13 protein-coding genes are annotated in these 17,509 nt (G+C 71.7%); 4 read left to right on the forward strand and 9 right to left on the reverse strand.

Features of this window, described 5'->3' with window-relative positions; translation table 11 throughout:
• Positions 1 to 54: 54 nt before the first annotated feature.
• Positions 55 to 1,647 carry an MDR family MFS transporter gene (locus AB0M79_RS04825; protein ID WP_364207843.1) on the forward strand — a complete coding sequence of 531 codons (1,593 nt, stop codon included), beginning with the start codon at positions 55 to 57 and terminating at the stop codon, positions 1,645 to 1,647.
• A 71-nt stretch (positions 1,648 to 1,718) separates the two neighbouring features.
• Here AB0M79_RS04825 and AB0M79_RS04830 read toward each other — a convergent pair whose 3' ends face one another.
• The 4 genes from AB0M79_RS04830 to AB0M79_RS04845 all read right to left on the reverse strand — a co-directional run bounded on the left by AB0M79_RS04830 (position 1,719) and on the right by AB0M79_RS04845 (position 6,499).
• Positions 1,719 to 2,381, reverse strand: a complete 663-nt coding sequence (locus tag AB0M79_RS04830) for a class I SAM-dependent methyltransferase (RefSeq protein ID WP_364207845.1) — start codon at positions 2,379 to 2,381, stop codon at positions 1,719 to 1,721.
• A gap of 164 nt (positions 2,382 to 2,545) precedes the next feature.
• Positions 2,546 to 5,416, reverse strand: a complete 2,871-nt coding sequence (locus tag AB0M79_RS04835) for a vitamin B12-dependent ribonucleotide reductase (protein WP_364207847.1) — start codon at positions 5,414 to 5,416, stop codon at positions 2,546 to 2,548.
• A 54-nt stretch (positions 5,417 to 5,470) separates the two neighbouring features.
• Positions 5,471 to 5,986: a transcriptional regulator NrdR gene (gene nrdR, locus AB0M79_RS04840; protein WP_357535999.1), complete on the reverse strand. Its 516-nt coding sequence runs from the start codon at positions 5,984 to 5,986 to the stop codon at positions 5,471 to 5,473.
• A gap of 306 nt (positions 5,987 to 6,292) precedes the next feature.
• Positions 6,293 to 6,499 carry a hypothetical protein gene (locus AB0M79_RS04845; protein ID WP_364207849.1) on the reverse strand — a complete coding sequence of 69 codons (207 nt, stop codon included), beginning with the start codon at positions 6,497 to 6,499 and terminating at the stop codon, positions 6,293 to 6,295.
• Positions 6,500 to 6,791: 292 nt separating this feature from the next.
• Here AB0M79_RS04845 and lexA point away from each other — a divergent pair, with 292 nt between their 5' ends.
• The gene (gene lexA / locus AB0M79_RS04850) at positions 6,792 to 7,580 is read left to right on the forward strand and encodes a transcriptional repressor LexA (protein ID WP_357535995.1); all 789 of its coding nucleotides are present in this window, start codon (positions 6,792 to 6,794) and stop codon (positions 7,578 to 7,580) included.
• A gap of 52 nt (positions 7,581 to 7,632) precedes the next feature.
• Here lexA and AB0M79_RS04855 read toward each other — a convergent pair whose 3' ends face one another.
• Positions 7,633 to 9,219: a hypothetical protein gene (locus AB0M79_RS04855; RefSeq protein ID WP_364207851.1), complete on the reverse strand. Its 1,587-nt coding sequence runs from the start codon at positions 9,217 to 9,219 to the stop codon at positions 7,633 to 7,635.
• A 144-nt stretch (positions 9,220 to 9,363) separates the two neighbouring features.
• Positions 9,364 to 10,812: a GTPase HflX gene (hflX, locus tag AB0M79_RS04860; protein WP_364207853.1), complete on the reverse strand. Its 1,449-nt coding sequence runs from the start codon at positions 10,810 to 10,812 to the stop codon at positions 9,364 to 9,366.
• A 261-nt stretch (positions 10,813 to 11,073) separates the two neighbouring features.
• Between hflX and AB0M79_RS04865 the strand changes: the two genes are divergently transcribed.
• The gene (locus tag AB0M79_RS04865; protein ID WP_364207855.1) at positions 11,074 to 12,546 is read left to right on the forward strand and encodes an NAD-dependent malic enzyme; all 1,473 of its coding nucleotides are present in this window, start codon (positions 11,074 to 11,076) and stop codon (positions 12,544 to 12,546) included.
• A 964-nt stretch (positions 12,547 to 13,510) separates the two neighbouring features.
• Here AB0M79_RS04865 and dapF read toward each other — a convergent pair.
• The 3 genes from dapF to AB0M79_RS04880 are packed head-to-tail and all read right to left on the reverse strand — an operon-like array spanning position 13,511 to position 16,114.
• A complete protein-coding gene (gene dapF, locus AB0M79_RS04870) occupies positions 13,511 to 14,356 on the reverse strand; it encodes a diaminopimelate epimerase (protein WP_364207857.1) in 846 nt (281 codons plus the stop codon).
• A 7-nt stretch (positions 14,357 to 14,363) separates the two neighbouring features.
• Complete coding sequence (gene miaA / locus AB0M79_RS04875) at positions 14,364 to 15,305, reverse strand: tRNA (adenosine(37)-N6)-dimethylallyltransferase MiaA (RefSeq protein WP_364207859.1); 942 nt, start codon at positions 15,303 to 15,305, stop codon at positions 14,364 to 14,366.
• A complete protein-coding gene (locus AB0M79_RS04880; RefSeq protein ID WP_364207861.1) occupies positions 15,302 to 16,114 on the reverse strand; it encodes a class III extradiol dioxygenase subunit B-like domain-containing protein in 813 nt (270 codons plus the stop codon). Before AB0M79_RS04880 ends, miaA begins: the two co-directional genes overlap by 4 nt.
• A gap of 177 nt (positions 16,115 to 16,291) precedes the next feature.
• On the opposite strand from AB0M79_RS04880, the gene AB0M79_RS04885 reads away from it, so the two are divergent.
• On the forward strand, positions 16,292 to 17,500 hold the full coding sequence (locus tag AB0M79_RS04885) for a DUF349 domain-containing protein (protein WP_364207863.1): 1,209 nt from the start codon (positions 16,292 to 16,294) through the stop codon (positions 17,498 to 17,500).
• Positions 17,501 to 17,509: the final 9 nt, after the last annotated feature.

Genomic DNA, 17,509 nt, shown 5'->3' on the forward strand with positions numbered 1-17,509 from the left:
GTCACCGACCTGTTCGACCCGCGCCCCGACGCGCCGCTTGAGAGAGACGACCGTATGACTGCGACAGCCTCAGCGCCACCAACCGCTGCGGACAGCGGGAAGATGAACCGCCGGGAGGTGCTGGAAGCCCTGTCCGGGCTGATGATGGGCATGTTCGTGGGCATCCTGGCCAGCACCGTGGTGGCCAACGCCCTGCCGCGCATCATCTCCGACCTCGGCGGCAGCCAGTCCGTCTACACCTGGGTCGTCACGTCCGAACTGCTCGCCATGACGGTCACCGTGCCGCTGTGGGGCAAGATGGCCGACCTCTACAGCAAGAAACTGCTGATCCAGATCTCGCTCGGGCTGTTCGTCGTCGGGTCGCTGATCGCCGGCTTCACCCCCAACGTCGAGGTTCTGATCTTCAGCCGGGTCGTGCAGGGCATCGGCGCCGGTGGCCTCACCGCCCTTGCCATGATCATCATGGCCGCGATGATCTCCCCGCGCGAACTGGGCCGCTACGCCGGCCTGTTCGGCGCCGTGTTCGGCGTCGGCACCATCGCCGGCCCGCTGATCGGCGGCGTACTGGTGGACACGTCGTGGCTCGGCTGGCGCTGGTGCTTCTTCATCGGCGTGCCGATCGCCCTCGGCGCGATCCTGCTGCTCCAGCGGACCCTCAAGCTTCCGGTCGTGAAGCGCCAGGTCAAGATCGACTACTTGGGCGCGCTGCTGATCACCGCCGGCGTGTCGACCCTGCTGATCTGGTCGACCCTGGCCGGCAACCAGTTCGACTGGCTCTCCGGTTGGACTGCCGGACTGGTCACCGCCGGCGTCGTCCTGCTCGCCCTCGCGGTGCTGGTCGAGTCGCGGGCCGAGGAGCCGATCATCCCGCTGGACATCTTCCGCAACCGCACCGTCGCCCTCGCCATCGTCGCCAGCATCCTGGTCGGCGTGGCCATGTTCGGTGGCACCGTCTTCCTGTCCCAGTACTTCCAGCTCTCGCTGGGTAAGTCGCCGACCGTCGCCGGCCTGATGAGCCTGCCGATGATCTTCGGCCTGCTGGTGTCGTCGACCGTCGCCGGCGGCCTGATCACCAAGTACGGCCGCTGGAAGGGATACCTGGTCGCCGGCAGCGCAATCATGGTCGTCAGCCTGGTGCTGTTGTCCACCCTCGACGCGCAGACCTCGATCCTGGTGCTGTCGATCTACATGGCCCTGCTCGGCATCGGGGTCGGCATGATCATGCAGAACCTGGTGCTCGCCGCGCAGAACGACGTGCCCGCGGCCGAACTCGGCGCGGTCACCTCCGCGCTGACGTTCTTCCGCAGCATGGGCGGCACGGTCGGGGTCAGCGCCCTGGGCGCCGTACTGGCCAACCGGGTCAACAGCCTGATGACCGAACAGCTCGGCGACGCTGCGGGCGGCGGCACCGAGGGTGGCGGCCACGCTGTACCCGACCTCTCCATGCTGCCCGAACCGGTGCTGCGCATCGTGCAGGACGTCTACGGCACCGCCACCGGTGACCTCTTCCTGGTCGCCGCACCGTTCGCGGTGCTCGCCCTGGTCGCGGTGCTGTTCATCAAGGAGAAGCCGCTGAAGACCAAGACCGGCGCGGAACGCCTCGAGGAAGAGGAGCGCGCCGCCGCCGTGGGCGCCGGCATGCACTGACGCCGTACGGCACGACACGAGGGGGAGGCGACGGCTGTCGCCTCCCCCTCGTCGTGTTCCGAACCACCGGGTCAACCCGGGCTGCCCGCACCCCGCTTGTGCGCGATCACCAGGCCCTGCGGGGTCTTCTCCGTCCCCTCACGCTGCTTCACCGTCGTGACCCACAGCTCGAACCCGGCTTCCCGCAGCAGGTCGGCGATCTCCTCCGGCCGCTGCCGGTGGAAGGTCAGGTCGACCGGCCGGCCGAACGCCTCGGTGTGACGGGTCCGGTCGTCGCCGACCTGGAAGGCCAGCATCAGGTGCCCGCCGGGGACCAGCACCCGGTGGAACTCGGCGAAGACGGCGGGCCGCAGCTCCCACGGGACGTGGATGACCGAGTAGTAGGCGAGCAGCCCGCCGAGCGAGGCGTCCGGCAGGTCCAGGGCCAGCATCGACCCGACCTCGAACCGCAACCCCGGATACGTACGGCGGGCCAGCGCGATCATTCCCGGCGAAAGATCGATACCGGACGCGTCCAGCCCCAGCCGGTCCAGCAGGACCGTGACCCGACCCGGACCACAGCCCACATCGGCGACGGACAGGTTGCCGGTGGCGCGTACCCGCTCCGCGAAGGTGGCCAGCAGAGCCCGGTCGAGGGGGCGCTCGTCCAGGTCGGAACGAAGCCACTCGGCGTAGTCGACGGCCATGGAGTCGTACGAGTCACGGGTGGTGGCGAGGAACGCATGATCAGACACCCGGGCAGGCTAGTCGGTGTGGCAGCCGCGACCCGACCCCGCCAAGGTCAGAAGGTGGACCCGTGGCTGACCGACGGCCGACGGCCGACGGCCGGCTCCGGGACCGTACGTGGTCCCGGAGCCGGCCGTCGTCGAACGGTTCGACCGCCAGCGGCGTCAGGCGCTCAGCTGCAGCCGGAGGTGGAGCCGCAGCCCTCGCAGACGTAGCAGCTACCGGCCGGGCGCATCTTGGTGCCGCAGGTGAAGCAGAGCGGCGCGTCGGCCGCCTTGCTGGTCACCGCCTCCAGCAGTTCGGTGGTCGAGCCGACCGCCGCGACCGGCTTCGCCACCGTCTCGGCCGGCGCCGCGGGGGCGGCGTCGGTGTCGCTCTTCGTCTCGATCGGCGCCGACGCCGCCATTCCGGTCAGGTCGACGCTCGCCGCGGCCTCCGCCTCGGCCTCGGCCCGCAGCTGCGCGGCCCGCTCCTTGGCGGTGAAGATGCCGAGTTCGGCGCGGCGCTCGTACGGCAGGAAGTCCAGCGCCAGCCGGCGGAAGATGTAGTCCATCACCGAGGCGGCCATCCGGATGTCCGGGTCGTCGGTCATGCCGGCCGGCTCGAAGCGCATGTTGGTGAACTTGCTGACGTACGTCTCCAGCGGCACGCCGTACTGGAGGCCGATCGAGATGGCGACCGAGAAGGCGTCCATCACGCCGGCGAGGGTCGAGCCCTGCTTCGACATCTTGAGGAAGACCTCGCCGAGGCCGTCGTCGGGGTACGACGACGCGGTGAGGTAGCCCTCGGCACCGCCGACCGAGAAGGAGACCGTCTCCGACGGACGCTTCTTCGGCAGCCGCTTGCGGACCGGCCGGTATTCGATGACCTTCTCCGGCTCCGCGACCGCGGTGACGGCCGGTGCCGCCTCGGCGGCGGCCTTGGCCGGCTTGGCGGCCGACAGCGGCTGCCCGACCTTGCAGTTGTCGCGGTAGATCGCCAGCGCCTTGAGGCCGAGCTTCCAGCCCTCGAAGTAGATCTTCTCGACGTCCTCGACGGTGGCCGCCTCCGGCATGTTGACCGTCTTGGAGATCGCGCCGGAGATGAACGGCTGCACCGCCGCCATCATCCGCACGTGACCCATCGGGGCGATCGACCGCTCGCCCATGGCGCAGTCGAAGACCGCGTAGTGCTCGGGCTTGAGGCCGGGGGCGTCGACCACGTGGCCGTTGTCGGCGATGTGCTCGACGATCGCCTCGACCTGCTCCTCGGGGTAGCCGAGGCTGCGCAGGGCGCGCGGCACGGTCTGGTTGACGATCTGCATCGAGCCGCCGCCGACCAGCTTCTTGAACTTGACCAGGGCCAGGTCGGGCTCGACGCCGGTGGTGTCGCAGTCCATCATCAGGCCGATGGTGCCGGTGGGGGCGAGCACCGACGCCTGGGCGTTGCGCCAGCCGGACTTGTCACCGATCTTGTTGCCGACGGTCCACTGCTTGGTGGCCTCGCGGACGATCGCGGTGGCGACGGTGCCGGTCGGCTTGATCTCGTCGTTGGCGGCGGCGTGCTTGCGCATGACCCGCTTGTGCGGCTCGGCGTTGCGGGCGTAGCCGTCGTACGCGCCGACGATGCCGGCCAGTTCGGCGGAGCGGCGGTAGGCGGTGCCGTGCATCAACGAGGTGATGGCGGCGGCCAGCGACCGGCCGCTGTCGGAGTCGTACGGCAGGCCGGAGGCCATCAGCAGGGCGCCGAGGTTCGCGTAGCCGATGCCGAGCTGCCGGTAGGCGCGGGTGGTGTCACCGATCTTCTCGGTCGGGAAGTCGGCGAAGCAGATCGAGATGTCCATCGCGGTGATGACGAACTCGACCGACCTGACGAAGCGCTCGACCTCGAAGCCGCCGTCGGCGCGGAGGAACTTCATCAGGTTGAGCGAGGCCAGGTTGCACGACGAGTTGTCCAGGTGCAGGTATTCCGAGCACGGGTTGGACGCGGTGATCCGGCCGGTCTCCGGGCAGGTGTGCCAGTCGTTGATCGTGTCGTCGTACTGCAGGCCCGGGTCGGCGCACTCCCAGGCCGCCAGGGCGATCTTGCGGAAGAGATCCTTGGCGTCGATGGTCTCGATGACCTCGCCGTTCAGCCGGCCCCGCAGGTCGAACGTGCCCCCGGTCTCGACGGCGCGCATGAACTCGTCGGAGACCCGGACCGAGTTGTTGGCGTTCTGGTACTGCACGCTGACGATGTCGGCGCCGCCGAGGTCCATGTCGAAACCGGCGTCCCGCAGCGCGCGGATCTTGTCTTCCTCGCGGGCCTTGGTGACGACGAACTCCTCGATGTCGGGGTGGTCGACGTCGAGGATGACCATCTTGGCGGCCCGCCGGGTGGCGCCGCCGGACTTGATCGTGCCGGCCGAGGCGTCGGCGCCGCGCATGAAGCTGACCGGGCCGGAGGCGGTGCCACCGCTGGAGAGCAGCTCCCGGGAGGACCGGATCCGCGACAGGTTGACCCCGGAGCCGGAACCGCCCTTGAAGATCAGCCCCTCCTCCTTGTACCAGTCGAGGATCGAGTCCATCGAGTCGTCGACAGCGAGGATGAAGCAGGCGCTGACCTGCTGGGGCGACTGGGTGCCGACGTTGAACCAGACCGGCGAGTTGAAGCTGAAGACCTGGTTGAGCAGCATCGAGGTCAGCTCGTGCTCGAAGATCTCGGCGTCCTTCGGCGAGGCGAAGTAGCCGTGCTCCTCACCCGCCTTCCGGTAGGTCTTGACGACCCGGTCGATGAGCTGGCGCAGCGACCACTCCCGCTCGGGGGTGCCGACCGCGCCCCGGAAGTACTTGGTGGTGACGATGTTGGCGGCGTTGACGCTCCACGAGGTCGGGTATTCCACGCCCCGCTGCTCGAAGTTGACCGAGCCGTCCCGCCAGTTGGTCATGACGACGTCGCGCCGCTCCCAGGTCACCTCGTCGTACGGGTGAACCCCCTCGGTCGTCCAGACCCGTTCGACCTTGAGCCCCGCCGTGCTCGCGGTCCGTGTGCGCCCTTTGCTCGTCGTCACGCTCTCCCCCGACATCTCATAGCCCCCTTGACACACGCGGCACCCGCCGCGCAACGATCGGGATGAAAATCAGCTGGTCCGGTCAGCGGCCGGCGCCACGCCGGCGGCTCCCGCCCCGTTCGCGGTCCGGAACCGTTCGGCCGCGGCGACCCGCAGCGCCTCGATCTCGCGTTCGAAGTCGTCGAGCGACTCGAACGAGCGGTAGACGCTGGCGAACCGCAGGTAGGCCACCTCGTCCAGTTCGCGCAGCGGCCCGAGGATGGCCAGGCCGACCTCGTGGCTGGGCAGCTCGGCCGCGCCCTTGGCCCGTACGGTCTCCTCGACCTTCTGGGCGAGCAGGGCGATCGCGTCGTCGTCGACCGGCCGGCCCTGGCACGCCTTACGGACACCGCCGATGATCTTCAGGCGGCTGAACGGCTCGGTGACCCCGCTGCGCTTGACCACGGCCAGCACCGCCTCCTCGTGGGTGGTGAACCGCTTGCCGCACTCGGGGCAGGACCGCCGCCGGCGGATGAGCTGGCCGTCGTCGGCCTCGCGTGAGTCGACGACCCGCGAGTCGGCGTGCCGGCAGTACGGGCACCGCATCGCCGAGTCTCCCTTCCGCCGGCGGGCCGCGCCGCCCCACCGAGGTCCGCGCACGCCACGGGACAGCGGCCGGCCGCCGGGCGGCGGACGTCGCTGTCGGTGGTGCGTGCGGAGGTGCGGTGGGCCGTCGGGCCGACCTGTGCTCAGCGCCAACCGGAGCTTCCGATGACACCTTGGAAGATCCCGGTGACAGTCTGGAAACCCAACCTGTGGCTGACTTACATCCCTGTGACTACTACATCTAGGGGTCGACCGTATGCCGCCGAGGGGCGCCGGTCAAGTTGACGGGCCGGTCGCGGCGCGTCGTCACCCATCCAACAGATGAGGTCGCTCTGCGGTTACCGGCACGCCGGCCACGGACGCGGCCGAGGCCCGCGCCGGCGGCGTCCCCAGGGCCGCGACCGCGGCCGCCACCAATACGAAGAACAGCACCACCACAACCCGACCGCGACGGGTGAGCCTCAGCCGCGGCGCCTTCCGGGCCGGCGCGACCTGCACCGACACCATGGCCACCTCCAAGATCCTACGACCATCGTTCGAACGCGCGTACGATGGGTCTATCAGAACACGTGTACTGATGTCGAGCATTCGCAAGCGACACGCCGACGCCACGTCGTACAGATGTTTGAAACTGGCCGATCCCACCGATACGGTCATGAGCGACCGGAGCCCACCGATTCCGCGACAGGGCGATCCGATCACCCCAGCGAAACCGACCGGCCCCACGAACACAACCGCTCAGCACCACCCCCCGATACGCACCACGAGCCGACAAGGCACCCGACGCCGACCAGGGAGGACGGACGTGTCGACCGACGACCGGACGAGCCGGCAGCAGCAACCGCAGAAGGATCTCGCTCCGGCACCGGCGACCACCCGCCGCAAGGGTCCGGCCCGGGCCCGCGCCAGCGCGCCCAACCTACGGGCGGTGACCCCGGTGGTGAGCACCTTCCCCGACCTCGCCACCCCGGACCTCACCGCCCGGCAACGACGCATCCTGGAGTTCATCCGCGACTGGGTGGAGCGCTACGGCTACCCGCCGAGCGTGCGTGAGATCGGCGAGGCCGTCGGCCTGGTCTCCCCGTCCAGCGTCGCCTACCAGCTCAAGGAACTGGAACGCAAGGGCTTCCTGCGCCGCGACCCCAACCGCCCGCGGGCGGTCGACGTACGCCCGCCGAACGACCTGGTCGACGACGAGGCCGCCCGGGCGCAGCGGCCCAAGCCGGCGTACGTGCCGATGCTGGGCCGGATCGCCGCCGGTGGGCCGATCCTCGCCGAGCAGGCGGTCGAGGACGTCTTCCCGCTCCCCCGCGAACTCGTCGGCGAGGGCGAGGTCTTCATGCTCCAGGTCAAGGGCGACTCGATGCTCGACGCGGCGATCTGCGACGGGGACTGGGTGGTCGTACGCCAGCAGCCGAACGCCAACTCGGGCGAGATCGTCGCGGCGATGCTCGACGGCGAAGCCACGGTGAAGACCTACCGGCTGCGCGACGGGCACGTCTGGCTGATGCCGCAGAACCCGGCCTTCGACCCGATCCCCGGCGACGACGCCACCATCATGGGCCGGGTCGTGGCGGTGCTCCGCCGCATCTGAGGCACGGTGCCGTCGGTGGTCGGGGCCGCCCGGACCACCGACGGCCTGAAGGTCAGTGCGGGTGGTGGCCCTGCGCCGGCCCGTACGCTCCGGCGTGGTCGTCGTAGCCGGCCGGCGGATAGTCGCCCGGGCGGGCCCGGCCGGGCCGGCTCCCGCCGGCGGGGCGCCGCCGCGGGTCGCCATACGGCTCGGGATCGTCCCGGCGGTCCCAGCCACCGCGGGAATCGCCGCCGTCCTGGTAGTCGCGGCCGCCGCCGTAGACACCGCCACCGCCACCGCGGCCGCCCGACGGACCGCCGTCCCGGGTGCCGCCGCCGTAGACGCCACCACCACCGGCCGAACGCCCGCCGTAGACGCCGCCACCACCGGCCGAGCCGCCGGTCGCGCCGCCGGATCCGGACCGGCCGCCGTAGACGCCGCCACCACCGGCCGAACGCCCGCCACCGCCGCCCGACCGGCCACCATAGACACCGCCGGCCGCCCGGTCGTCGACCGGGCCGGAGCGGTCGAAGTCGTCGCCCCGCCGGCGGTCCGGTGGCGGCGCGACAGCCCCCTTCACCGGCTGCCGGCCGACCTTCTTCGGCGGCTCGGCGGCGGTCTTGCCGCCGCGCCGGCGGGCCTGGACGATGCCGAAGATGCCGGCACCGACCATCAGCGCGCCGACCACGCCGACCGCGGCGATCAGGTAGGTGATGTCCTGGAGGCTCAGCGTGTCGAACCACGACTGCTCGTTGCCGCCGGCCGGGTCGTCCCCGGCCGGCGTGGCCTCCACCTTGGTCGGGGTGTAGCTCATGATGATCACGTCGGAGTCGTCGCCGAGGGTGCCGACGTCGGAGACCGTCACGTACTTCGAGCCGTCGGCGCTGAAGCTGATCCCCTCGCCGAACGCGTCGGCGAGCGGGGTGACCCGGGGCGTACCGGTGGTCAGCGCCTTGACGATGTCGCCGTCGGGCACGTCCCACTCGAAGGCGTCCGCGTACGTACGCAGCACGACCTTGCGGCCGTCGGCCGAGCGGGCCGCGCCGGTGACCGTGAGCCGGCCGGCCGCGAGCAGCGGGTTCTCGGTCTGGGTCCGGGGCAGGGTGAGCTCGCCGGCCTTGCGCATCGACACCGGCTCTTCGTTGTTGGCCTGCAACGGCCCCTCGGGTACGAAGATCTCGGCCTTGCCGGTCGTCTTGGAGACGATGACCGGTGTGCCGTCGGCGGCGATCAGCAGCGCCTCGGCGTCCCGCGGCTCGCGCTCGGGGTAGGCGACCCGGTGGATCACCGGCCGGGTCGACCCGTCGACCGGCATGCTCCACAGCGCGACGTGCGGCCGGCGCTCGTCGTTGGTGGCGTTGTCGCCGATGTCGGCGATCCAGACGGTGTTGCCGTCCGGCGACAACGCCAGGTCCTCGGGGTCGCGCGGACTGCTCGGGAACGAGACGTCCTTGACGACCTTGCACTTGTCGTCGAGGAAGAAGACCCGTTTGCGGGACTGGATGTCAGTGCCGTCGTTGACGACGATGTAGCCGCTCTCGGTGGCGATGATGCCGGAGAGCTCCCGCGTGCGGTTGTCGGTGACCGTGCAGACCTCTTCGCCGGACGCCTTCGGCACCTCGGGAGCCCCGGACGGACTGGGTGTCGGTGCGGCCGCCACCGGTCCTCCGGTGAGCGCCAAGCCGATCCCGACCAGGCCGCAGGCAACCACGACCCCTGACATGACACGCCGCATTCGCCCAGTGTCGCACGTTGCGCGCGACCCCTGTGTTACGCCGTGATCAATCACGCTGGGTGCAACAACTCAGCGCTTTCCGTCGGCCCGGAAGGGGTCCAGCTCGGCGGCGAGGGCCTCGTCGACGCGTACGTGCAACAGCGTGCCCTCCGGCAGGTGGGAGGTGCCGAGCACCTCGCCCCGGCGGTGCACCCGGGCGACCAGATCACCCCGGTCGTACGGCAGCACCGCCCGGACCTCGACGGCCGGCCGCGGCAGCCGGCTCTCGATCACCGACCGGAGTTCGCCGATGCCCCGGTTGGCCCGGGCGGAGACGAGGACGGCGTCCGGCCACTCCCGCTTGAGCCGCAGCAGGGTCTCCTCGTCGGCGGCGTCGGTCTTGTTGACGACCAGCAGCTCGGGCAGCCGGTCGGCGCCGACCTCGGCGAGCACCTCGCGTACGGCGCGGACCTGCTCCTCGGGGTCGGGATGTGCCCCGTCGACGACGTGCACGACCAGGTCGGCGTCGGCGACCTCCTCCAGCGTCGAGCGGAACGCCTCGACGATCTGGTGCGGCAGGTGCCGGACGAAGCCGACCGTGTCCGACAGGGTGTAGACCCGGCCGTCGCCGGTCTGCGCCCGGCGGGTGGTCGGGTCGAGGGTGGCGAACAGCGCGTCCTCGACCAGCACCCCGGCACCGGTCAGCCGGTTGAGCAGGCTGGACTTGCCGGCGTTGGTGTAGCCTGCGATGGCCACGGCCGGTACCTCGTTGCGCGACCGGCGGGCCCGCTTGGTCTGGCGTACGGTCCGCATGCCCTTGATCTCCCGGCGCAGCCGGGCGATGCGGGTACGGATCCGCCGGCGGTCGGTCTCCAGCTTCGTCTCACCGGGACCGCGCAGGCCGACGCCGCCGCCGGCACCGCCGCCGCGGGCGCTACCGCCGCTCTGCCGCGACAGCGTCTCACCCCAACCACGCAGCCGGGGCAGCAGGTATTCGAGCTGGGCCAGCTCCACCTGCGCCTTGCCCTCCTTGCTCTTGGCGTGCTGGGCGAAGATGTCGAGGATCAGGGCCGTACGGTCGATGACCTTGACCCTGACCTGCTGCTCCAGGTTGCGGAGCTGGGACGGGGAGAGTTCCCCGTCGCAGATGACGGTGTCGGCGCCGCTGGACACGACGACGTCGCCCAGGCTGCCGACCTTGCCCCGGCCGATGTAGGTGGCCGGATCGGGTCGGCCCCGGCGCTGGATGAGCCCCTCCAGCACCTGGGAGCCGGCGGTCTCGGCGAGTGCGGCCAGTTCGGTGAGGGAGTTCTCCGCATCGGTGACCGAACCATCGGTCCAGACCCCGACCAGGACGACCCGCTCCAGCCGCAACTGCCGGTATTCGACCTCGGTGACGTCGGTGAGCTCGGTGGACAAACCGGCTACGCGGCGCAGCGCGTTACGGTCCTCCAGCTCGAGTTCACCCGTCGTGGCCTCGGTGTCGTCGTCGAGGTCGAAGGTGGGGACGGCCGACTCGTCGGCCCGGTATGTACGCAAAAGTTGCCTCCTCAGGCTTCGATCGTGACACGCCGACGCGCCCACCGCATCCATAAATGCCGGCGCGGCGCCGCCATCCCGGCCACCGGCGGCGGTCCCGGAAATGAGGTGACTCACCGGTAACCCGGGGGCCGGCGACGCCCCGACCGCGTCGCGCGACAATGCCATGTGGCGGCCGCTGGCCGCCCGCCCGCGGCCCGCGCCGGCCGCGTGACATTCCCCGCGGCCCGCCGGCCGCATCCAACGACGGAGGGAACCCCCGTGGCGACGACCCGCCTGCCCAGCGCCGGCTTCTCGATCACGATCCGGATCGGCGTCACCGCCGACGCCTCGGCGATCGGCCGGCTCACCACCTGCGTCGGTGAGGCGGGCGCCATCGTCACCGCCCTGGACGTCGTCGACTCCGACCCGACCACCGTCGTGGTCGACCTGACCTGCGACACCGCCGACTCCGCCCACGCCGACCAGGTCGTCAAGGCACTGGTCGACCTGCCCGGGGTCGACGTCCGCAAGGTGTCCGACCGGACGTTCCTGCTGCACCTCGGCGGCAAGATCGAAGTGTCCCCGAAGGTGGCGCTACGCACCCGTGACGAACTGTCCCGGGCGTACACCCCCGGTGTCGCGCGGGTCTGCCTGGCCATCGCCGAGAACCCGGACGACGCCCGCCGGCTGACCATCAAACGCAACACGGTCGCCGTCGTCACCGACGGATCCGCGGTCCTCGGACTGGGCAACATCGGCCCGGCCGCCTCTCTTCCCGTCATGGAGGGCAAGGCCGCCCTCTTCAAGCGCTTCGGCGGCGTCGACGCCTGGCCGGTCGTGCTCGACACCCAGGACCCCGACGAGATCGTCGCCATCGTGCGGGCGATCGCGCCGGCGTACGGCGGCATCAACCTGGAGGACATCGCCGCGCCGCGCTGCTTCGAGATCGAGGCCCGGCTGCGTGACCTGCTGGACATCCCGGTCTTCCACGACGACCAGCACGGCACCGCCATCTGCGTGCTCGCCGCGCTGACCAACGCGCTGCGCGTCGTCGGTAAACAACTGGCCGACGTCCGCGTCGTCGTCTCCGGTGCCGGCGCGGCCGGCACCGCGATCATGAAGCTGCTGCTGCGCCAGGGCGTCGGCGACATCATCGCGTACGACCGCCAGGGCGCCCTCCACCCCGGCCTGCCCGACCTCAACCCGGCCTGGCAGTGGCTGGCCGAGAACACCAACCGCGACGGGTACGCCGGCGACCTGCGCGGCGCCATCCGCGGCGCCGACGTCTTCATCGGGGTCAGCGCCCCCAACCTGCTCACCGGCGACGACATCGCCACGATGGCCCCCGACTCGATCGTCTTCGCGCTGGCCAACCCCGACCCCGAGGTCGACCCGCGGGAGGCCCGCAAGCACGCCGCGGTCGTCGCCACCGGCCGCTCCGACCAGCCCAACCAGATCAACAACGTGCTCGCCTTCCCCGGGGTGTTCCGCGGCATGCTCGACGCGCACGCCGAGCAGTTCACCGAGGAGATGGCGATCGCCGCGGCCCGGGCCATCGCGGACGTGGTCGGCGAAGACAAGATCAACCCGACCGTGATCGTGCCGAGTGTCTTCGACGCCCGGGTCGCGCCCGCCGTGGCCGCCGCCGTACGGGCCGCCGCCCAGGCACCGGCGGTCGCCAGTTCCGGCCCGACCGACCTGCCCGAGATGGCCGCCGAAGCCGCCGCCCCCACCCCGCCCCTGGCCAACTGACCCCCGCCCCCCTCGCCGCCCAGCCTTCCCGCACAGCACCGCCCACCGTCCGTCGATCTCGGGGTAATCGGGGTCTGAGCCGGGCGAAGCGCCACGACTGCTCCTCGATCGGCGGGTGGGCTGGGTTTCTCTCTCCCCCCGGTGGGGCTGGATTCCTCCTGCCGGTGGAGCGGCGTTCCGCCGGTGGGGTGGCGGGAGGCGGGGTCACGGTGCAGTGGCGGCCGTCGGCGGGTGGCCGGTCGTGGGGCCGTTACTACCCTGCCGTGATCGTCCCTCGGTCTGTCGTGATCGTCTGCTGGTCTGCCGTTGCCGCAGGGGGTGTCGACCGGCGGACCAGCAGACGATCGACGGGTTTCCGCGATCACGCCACGCTCCGCTCCTATGAATTGGTGCGGTGGTGGCAGGGCAAGGTTGCTGCTGAGCTCCACAGCGAATTCGCTGTGGTTACGCCGAATTCGCTGTGGGCCCGAACAGCGATACCCCGCCTCCGGCCGGTCGGCGTCGATGGTCTCGATCATCTGCGGTTCAGACACCCGACACGCCGGTCTCGGAGTGTCTGAACGACAGACGATCAAGGCGCCCCGTCGATCACGGAGTTGTTGCGCGACAGCCATGACACAGCGGGCACGCTTTGTCCTTGATCAGCGCACCCGAGCGGCGGCCGGGGCGGCGCACACCAGAAGCCGGGCGGCCGCGAGCAACGCACCTTCAGCAAACCACCCCTCGCGGCGCACACCCCGAGCAGCGCGCCGCCAAGCGAAGCACCCCCCAACCAACGCATCCCGAGCAGCGCGCCGCCGAGCGGCGCACACCCCGCGCGGCCCGCCCCGAGCAGCACGCCGCCAAGCGGCGCAGCCCAAGCAACGCACACCAGGAGCGGCACGCCGCCGAGCGGAACACGCCAGCGCAGGGCGAGGGCCCCGAAGAGCGGGAACATACCCGGGTGCGGGCCCGCAGCGGCGGGTCAGCTCCGCAGGGCCGTCTCGTCGACCTCGCCCCCGGCGACCAGGACGGCGGGCCCGGCCAGCCAGCAGGTGCGCTCGTCGATGGTGACGGTCAGCCGGCCGCCCGGCACGTCGACCGCCACCACTCCGGTGTCCAGCCCGGCGTCGCGCAGCGCCACCGCTCCGACGGCGCAGGCGCCCGACCCGCACGACAGGGTCTCGGCGGAGCCGCGTTCGTACACCCGCATCAGGGTGTGCAGGTCGGTGCCGTCGAGCGGTTCGCCGGGCGTCACGAACTCGACGTTGACGCCGGTCGGGAACAGCGCCCGGTCGAACTCGGGTGCCCGGGTGAGGTCGAGGGCCGCCAACTCGACGCCGGCGGGCAGGGCGCAGACCAGGTGCGGGTTGCCGCAGTCGACGGCGGCGCCGGGCAGGACCAGCCCGTCGAGGGTCGCGGTGCTGCGGTCGTACACCCGGGGGTGGCCCATGTCGACGGCGATCTCGTCGGGTCCGACGAGCGCGCGCACGACGCCGGCCCGGGTCGCCACCGGCAGGCCGGTGTCGGGCGAGCCGGTCACGCCGATCGAGGACAGGTAGCGGGTGAAGACGCGTACGCCGTTGCCGCACATCTCGGCCAGCGAGCCGTCGGAGTTCCAGTAGTCCATGAACCATTCGGCCCGGTCGGCGTAGCCGGCCGCCGCCGGGTGGTTGGCGGCCCGCACGACCCGCAGTACGCCGTCACCGCCGATGCCCCGGCGCCGGTCACAGAGCGCGGCGGCGAGTTCCGGCGTGAGCGGGAGGCGGCCCTCGGGGTCGTCGAGGATCACGAAGTCGTTGCCGGTGCCGTGGCCTTTGGTGAACTGCACGGTCCCATCATTCCCGATCCGCCCGGACCGCCGTCAGGGCGGCCGGCAGCAGGTCGGGGCGGGTCGGGTCGAGCCAGTGGACGCCGGGGTCGCGGCGGAACCAGGACCGCTGCCGGCGGACGAACCGGCGGGTGAGCCGTACCGTCTCGTCGTGCGCGTCCGCCTCGGTTCCCACCCCGTCGAGGAAGCGTAGGACCTGCTGGTATCCGAGCGCGCGGCCGGCCGTACGGCCGTCGCGCAGGCCGACCTCGGCGAGCCGCCGGGTCTCGTCGACGAGGCCGGCCGCCCACATCGCGTCGACCCGGCGGGCGATCCGCTCGTCGAGTACGGCGGTGTCGAGGTCGACGCCGAGCTGCACGCTGTCGTAGTACGGCTTCGGTTCGGGCAGGGCGGCGGTGAACGGGCGGCCGGTCAGCTCGATCACCTCCAGGGCGCGCACGATCCGCCGGCCGTTGCCGGGCAGGATCTTCTCGGCGGCGGCCGGGTCGGCGGCGCTCAGCCGGGCGTACAGCGGTGCCGGGCCGGTCGCGGCGAGTTCGTCCTCCAGCCGTTGCCGCAGGGCCGGGTCGGTGCCGGGGAACTCGAACTCCTCGAGTACGGCGCGTACGTAGAGTCCCGAGCCGCCGACCAGCAGCGGGACCCGGCCCCGGGCCCGGATGTCGTCGACGGCGGCGCGGGCCAGGCGCTGGTATTCGGCGACGCTGGCCGGCTCGGTGACGTCCCAGATGTCGAGGACGTGGTGCGGCACGCCGTCGCGTTCGGCGGGGGTGAGCTTGGCGGTGCCGATGTCCATGCCCCGGTAGAGCTGCATCGAGTCGGCGTTGACCACCTCGCCGTCCAGTTCGTGGGCCAGCGCGATGCTCAGCGCCGACTTTCCGGCGGCGGTCGGCCCGACGACCGCCACGACCGGGCCGGGCCGGCCCGCCGGCCGGTCCGGGGTGGCGGTCACGCCGGGGCCCAGGTGGCGACGAGGTAGGTGACGCCGTACGGAGCGTCGTGGTAGGACAACCGGCCGTGCCACGGCCGGCCGGTTGTGGCCACGGCACCGGCGAGCACCTGCCACGGCGCGCGCCCGGCGACCAGCAGCTCGGCCGACAGCGCCGGGTCGAGGTGGAGCAGGGCGTCGACGTCCGCGCCGGCCAGGGCCGCGGCGACCGCCTCGTCGTACGCCCGCGCGCGCGGGTCGTCGTATCCGGGTGACTTCTGGCCCCGGCAGGCCGACGCGTCGCCCATCACCAGCAGTGCCCACGGTTCGTCGCCGGCGTCGGCGGCGAGCCGGGCGCCGAGGGCGGCGCAGTCCGCGGGCGCCTGTCCGGCGGCCACCGTCTCCATCGCGATCGCGGGTGCCGCGCCGGTGGACGGCCGGCCGGCCCGGTCGAGGAGCCAGGTGCCGACAAGCAGGCTGAGCGGCAGCGGCCGGCCGGCGGGGGCGGCAACACCGTCCGTAGGGGTGGCAGCACCGACCGCGGCGGCCGCGCCGACGGTCACCGTCATCGGCGCTCCCCACGGAGCGAAAGAACCGATGAAAGGGGATACATACGTCTTTTGCTCATCATCTGCCCCGACGACCACGATCGTACGGGCGCCGGAATCGACGAGTCGCGCGACCGCCGCGTCACACTCCGTACGGAGATCGTCGAGTTCGGAGGCCGCCCGACCGGCGATGTCGGGGACGATGACCGGCGGGTGTGGGCAGACGGCTGCGGCGACCAGGGACACGCGACAACCGTAGCGGGCGGCGACTGTACACCGGCTCATACACCCGTCGGGGCCGACTAGGACACCGTATGGTCACGGTCGCCCTCAGGCGCTCGACGCGGACCGGGGCGGACCTGTGAGAATGCCCCTGGGAAACTTCGCTGCAATCTCACTGCGCTGTGGCGGCCATCGCCGGGCTGAACCGCCCGGCGGCGCCGGGAGAACGAGGATGGGCACATGAGCGACTGGACGACCTTCGGACGGGTTGACGCGGACGGCACGGTTTACGTCAAGACCGCCGAAGGCGAGCGCGTCGTCGGTTCCTGGCAGGCGGGCGCACCCGAGGAAGGTCTGGCCCACTTCGCGCGCCGCTTTGCCGACCTGGTGACCGAGGTGGATCTGACCGAGACGCGGCTCAACTCGGGTGCGGCCGACGCGGCCCACTCGTTGACCACCGTCAAGAGGCTGCGGGCCTCGCTCGCCGAGGCACACGTCGTCGGCGACATCGACGGGCTCACCGAGCGGCTCGACAAGCTCGCCGCCGCCGCCGAGCAGAAGGCGGGCGAGGCGCGGGCCGCCCGGGACGCGGCCCGGACCGAGGCGGTGGCCCGCAAGACCGCCCTGGTCGAGGAGGCCGAGAAGCTGGCCGCCGAGTCGACCGGCTGGAAGTCCGCCGGCGACCGGCTCAAGGAGATCCTCGACGAGTGGAAGACCGTCCGGGGCGTCGACAAGAAGACCGACGGCGAGTTGTGGAAGCGGTTCGCCGCCGCCCGGGACGGTTTCACCCGGCGGCGCGGGGCGCACTTCGCCACCCTCGACGCCCAGCGCAAGCAGGCCCAGGGCGCCAAGGACGACCTCGTCCGGGAGGCCGAGTCGCTGGCCGAGTCGACCGACTGGGCGGCCACCGCCAACCGGCTCAAGGAGCTGATGAGCGAGTGGAAGGCCGCGCCGCGGGCGTCCAAGGAGGCCGAGCAGCGGCTGTGGGAGAGGTTCCGCGCCGCGCAGGACAGCTTCTTCTCCCGGCGCAGCGAGGTCTTCTCGGCCCGTGACGCCGAGCAGCGCGGCAACCTGGAGCGCAAGCAGGCGCTGCTGGCCGAGGCGGAGGCGCTAGACGTCGACGCCGACCCGCGCGCGGCGCAGGCCAAGCTGCGCGAGATCCAGGGCCAGTGGCACGAGGCGGGCCGGGTGCCCCGGGAGGCGGCGGCCGGTCTCGACCGCCGGCTGCGGGCGGTCGACGAGAAGGTACGCGTCGCGATGGACTCCGCCTGGCGGCGCACCGAGCCGTCGGCGAACCCGCTGCTGGTTCAGATGCGCGAGCAGGTGGCCGAGGCCGAGCAGCGGCTGGCCCGGGCCCAGGCCGCCGGCGACGCGAAGCGGATCAAGGAGGCCGAGCGGGCCCTCGCGTCGAAGAAGCAGTTCCTGGCCCTCGCCGAGCAGGCGAGCTGACGTACCGGG

This window comes from Polymorphospora sp. NPDC051019 (genome assembly GCF_040683055.1).
GTDB lineage: Bacteria > Actinomycetota > Actinomycetes > Mycobacteriales > Micromonosporaceae > Polymorphospora > Polymorphospora lycopeni.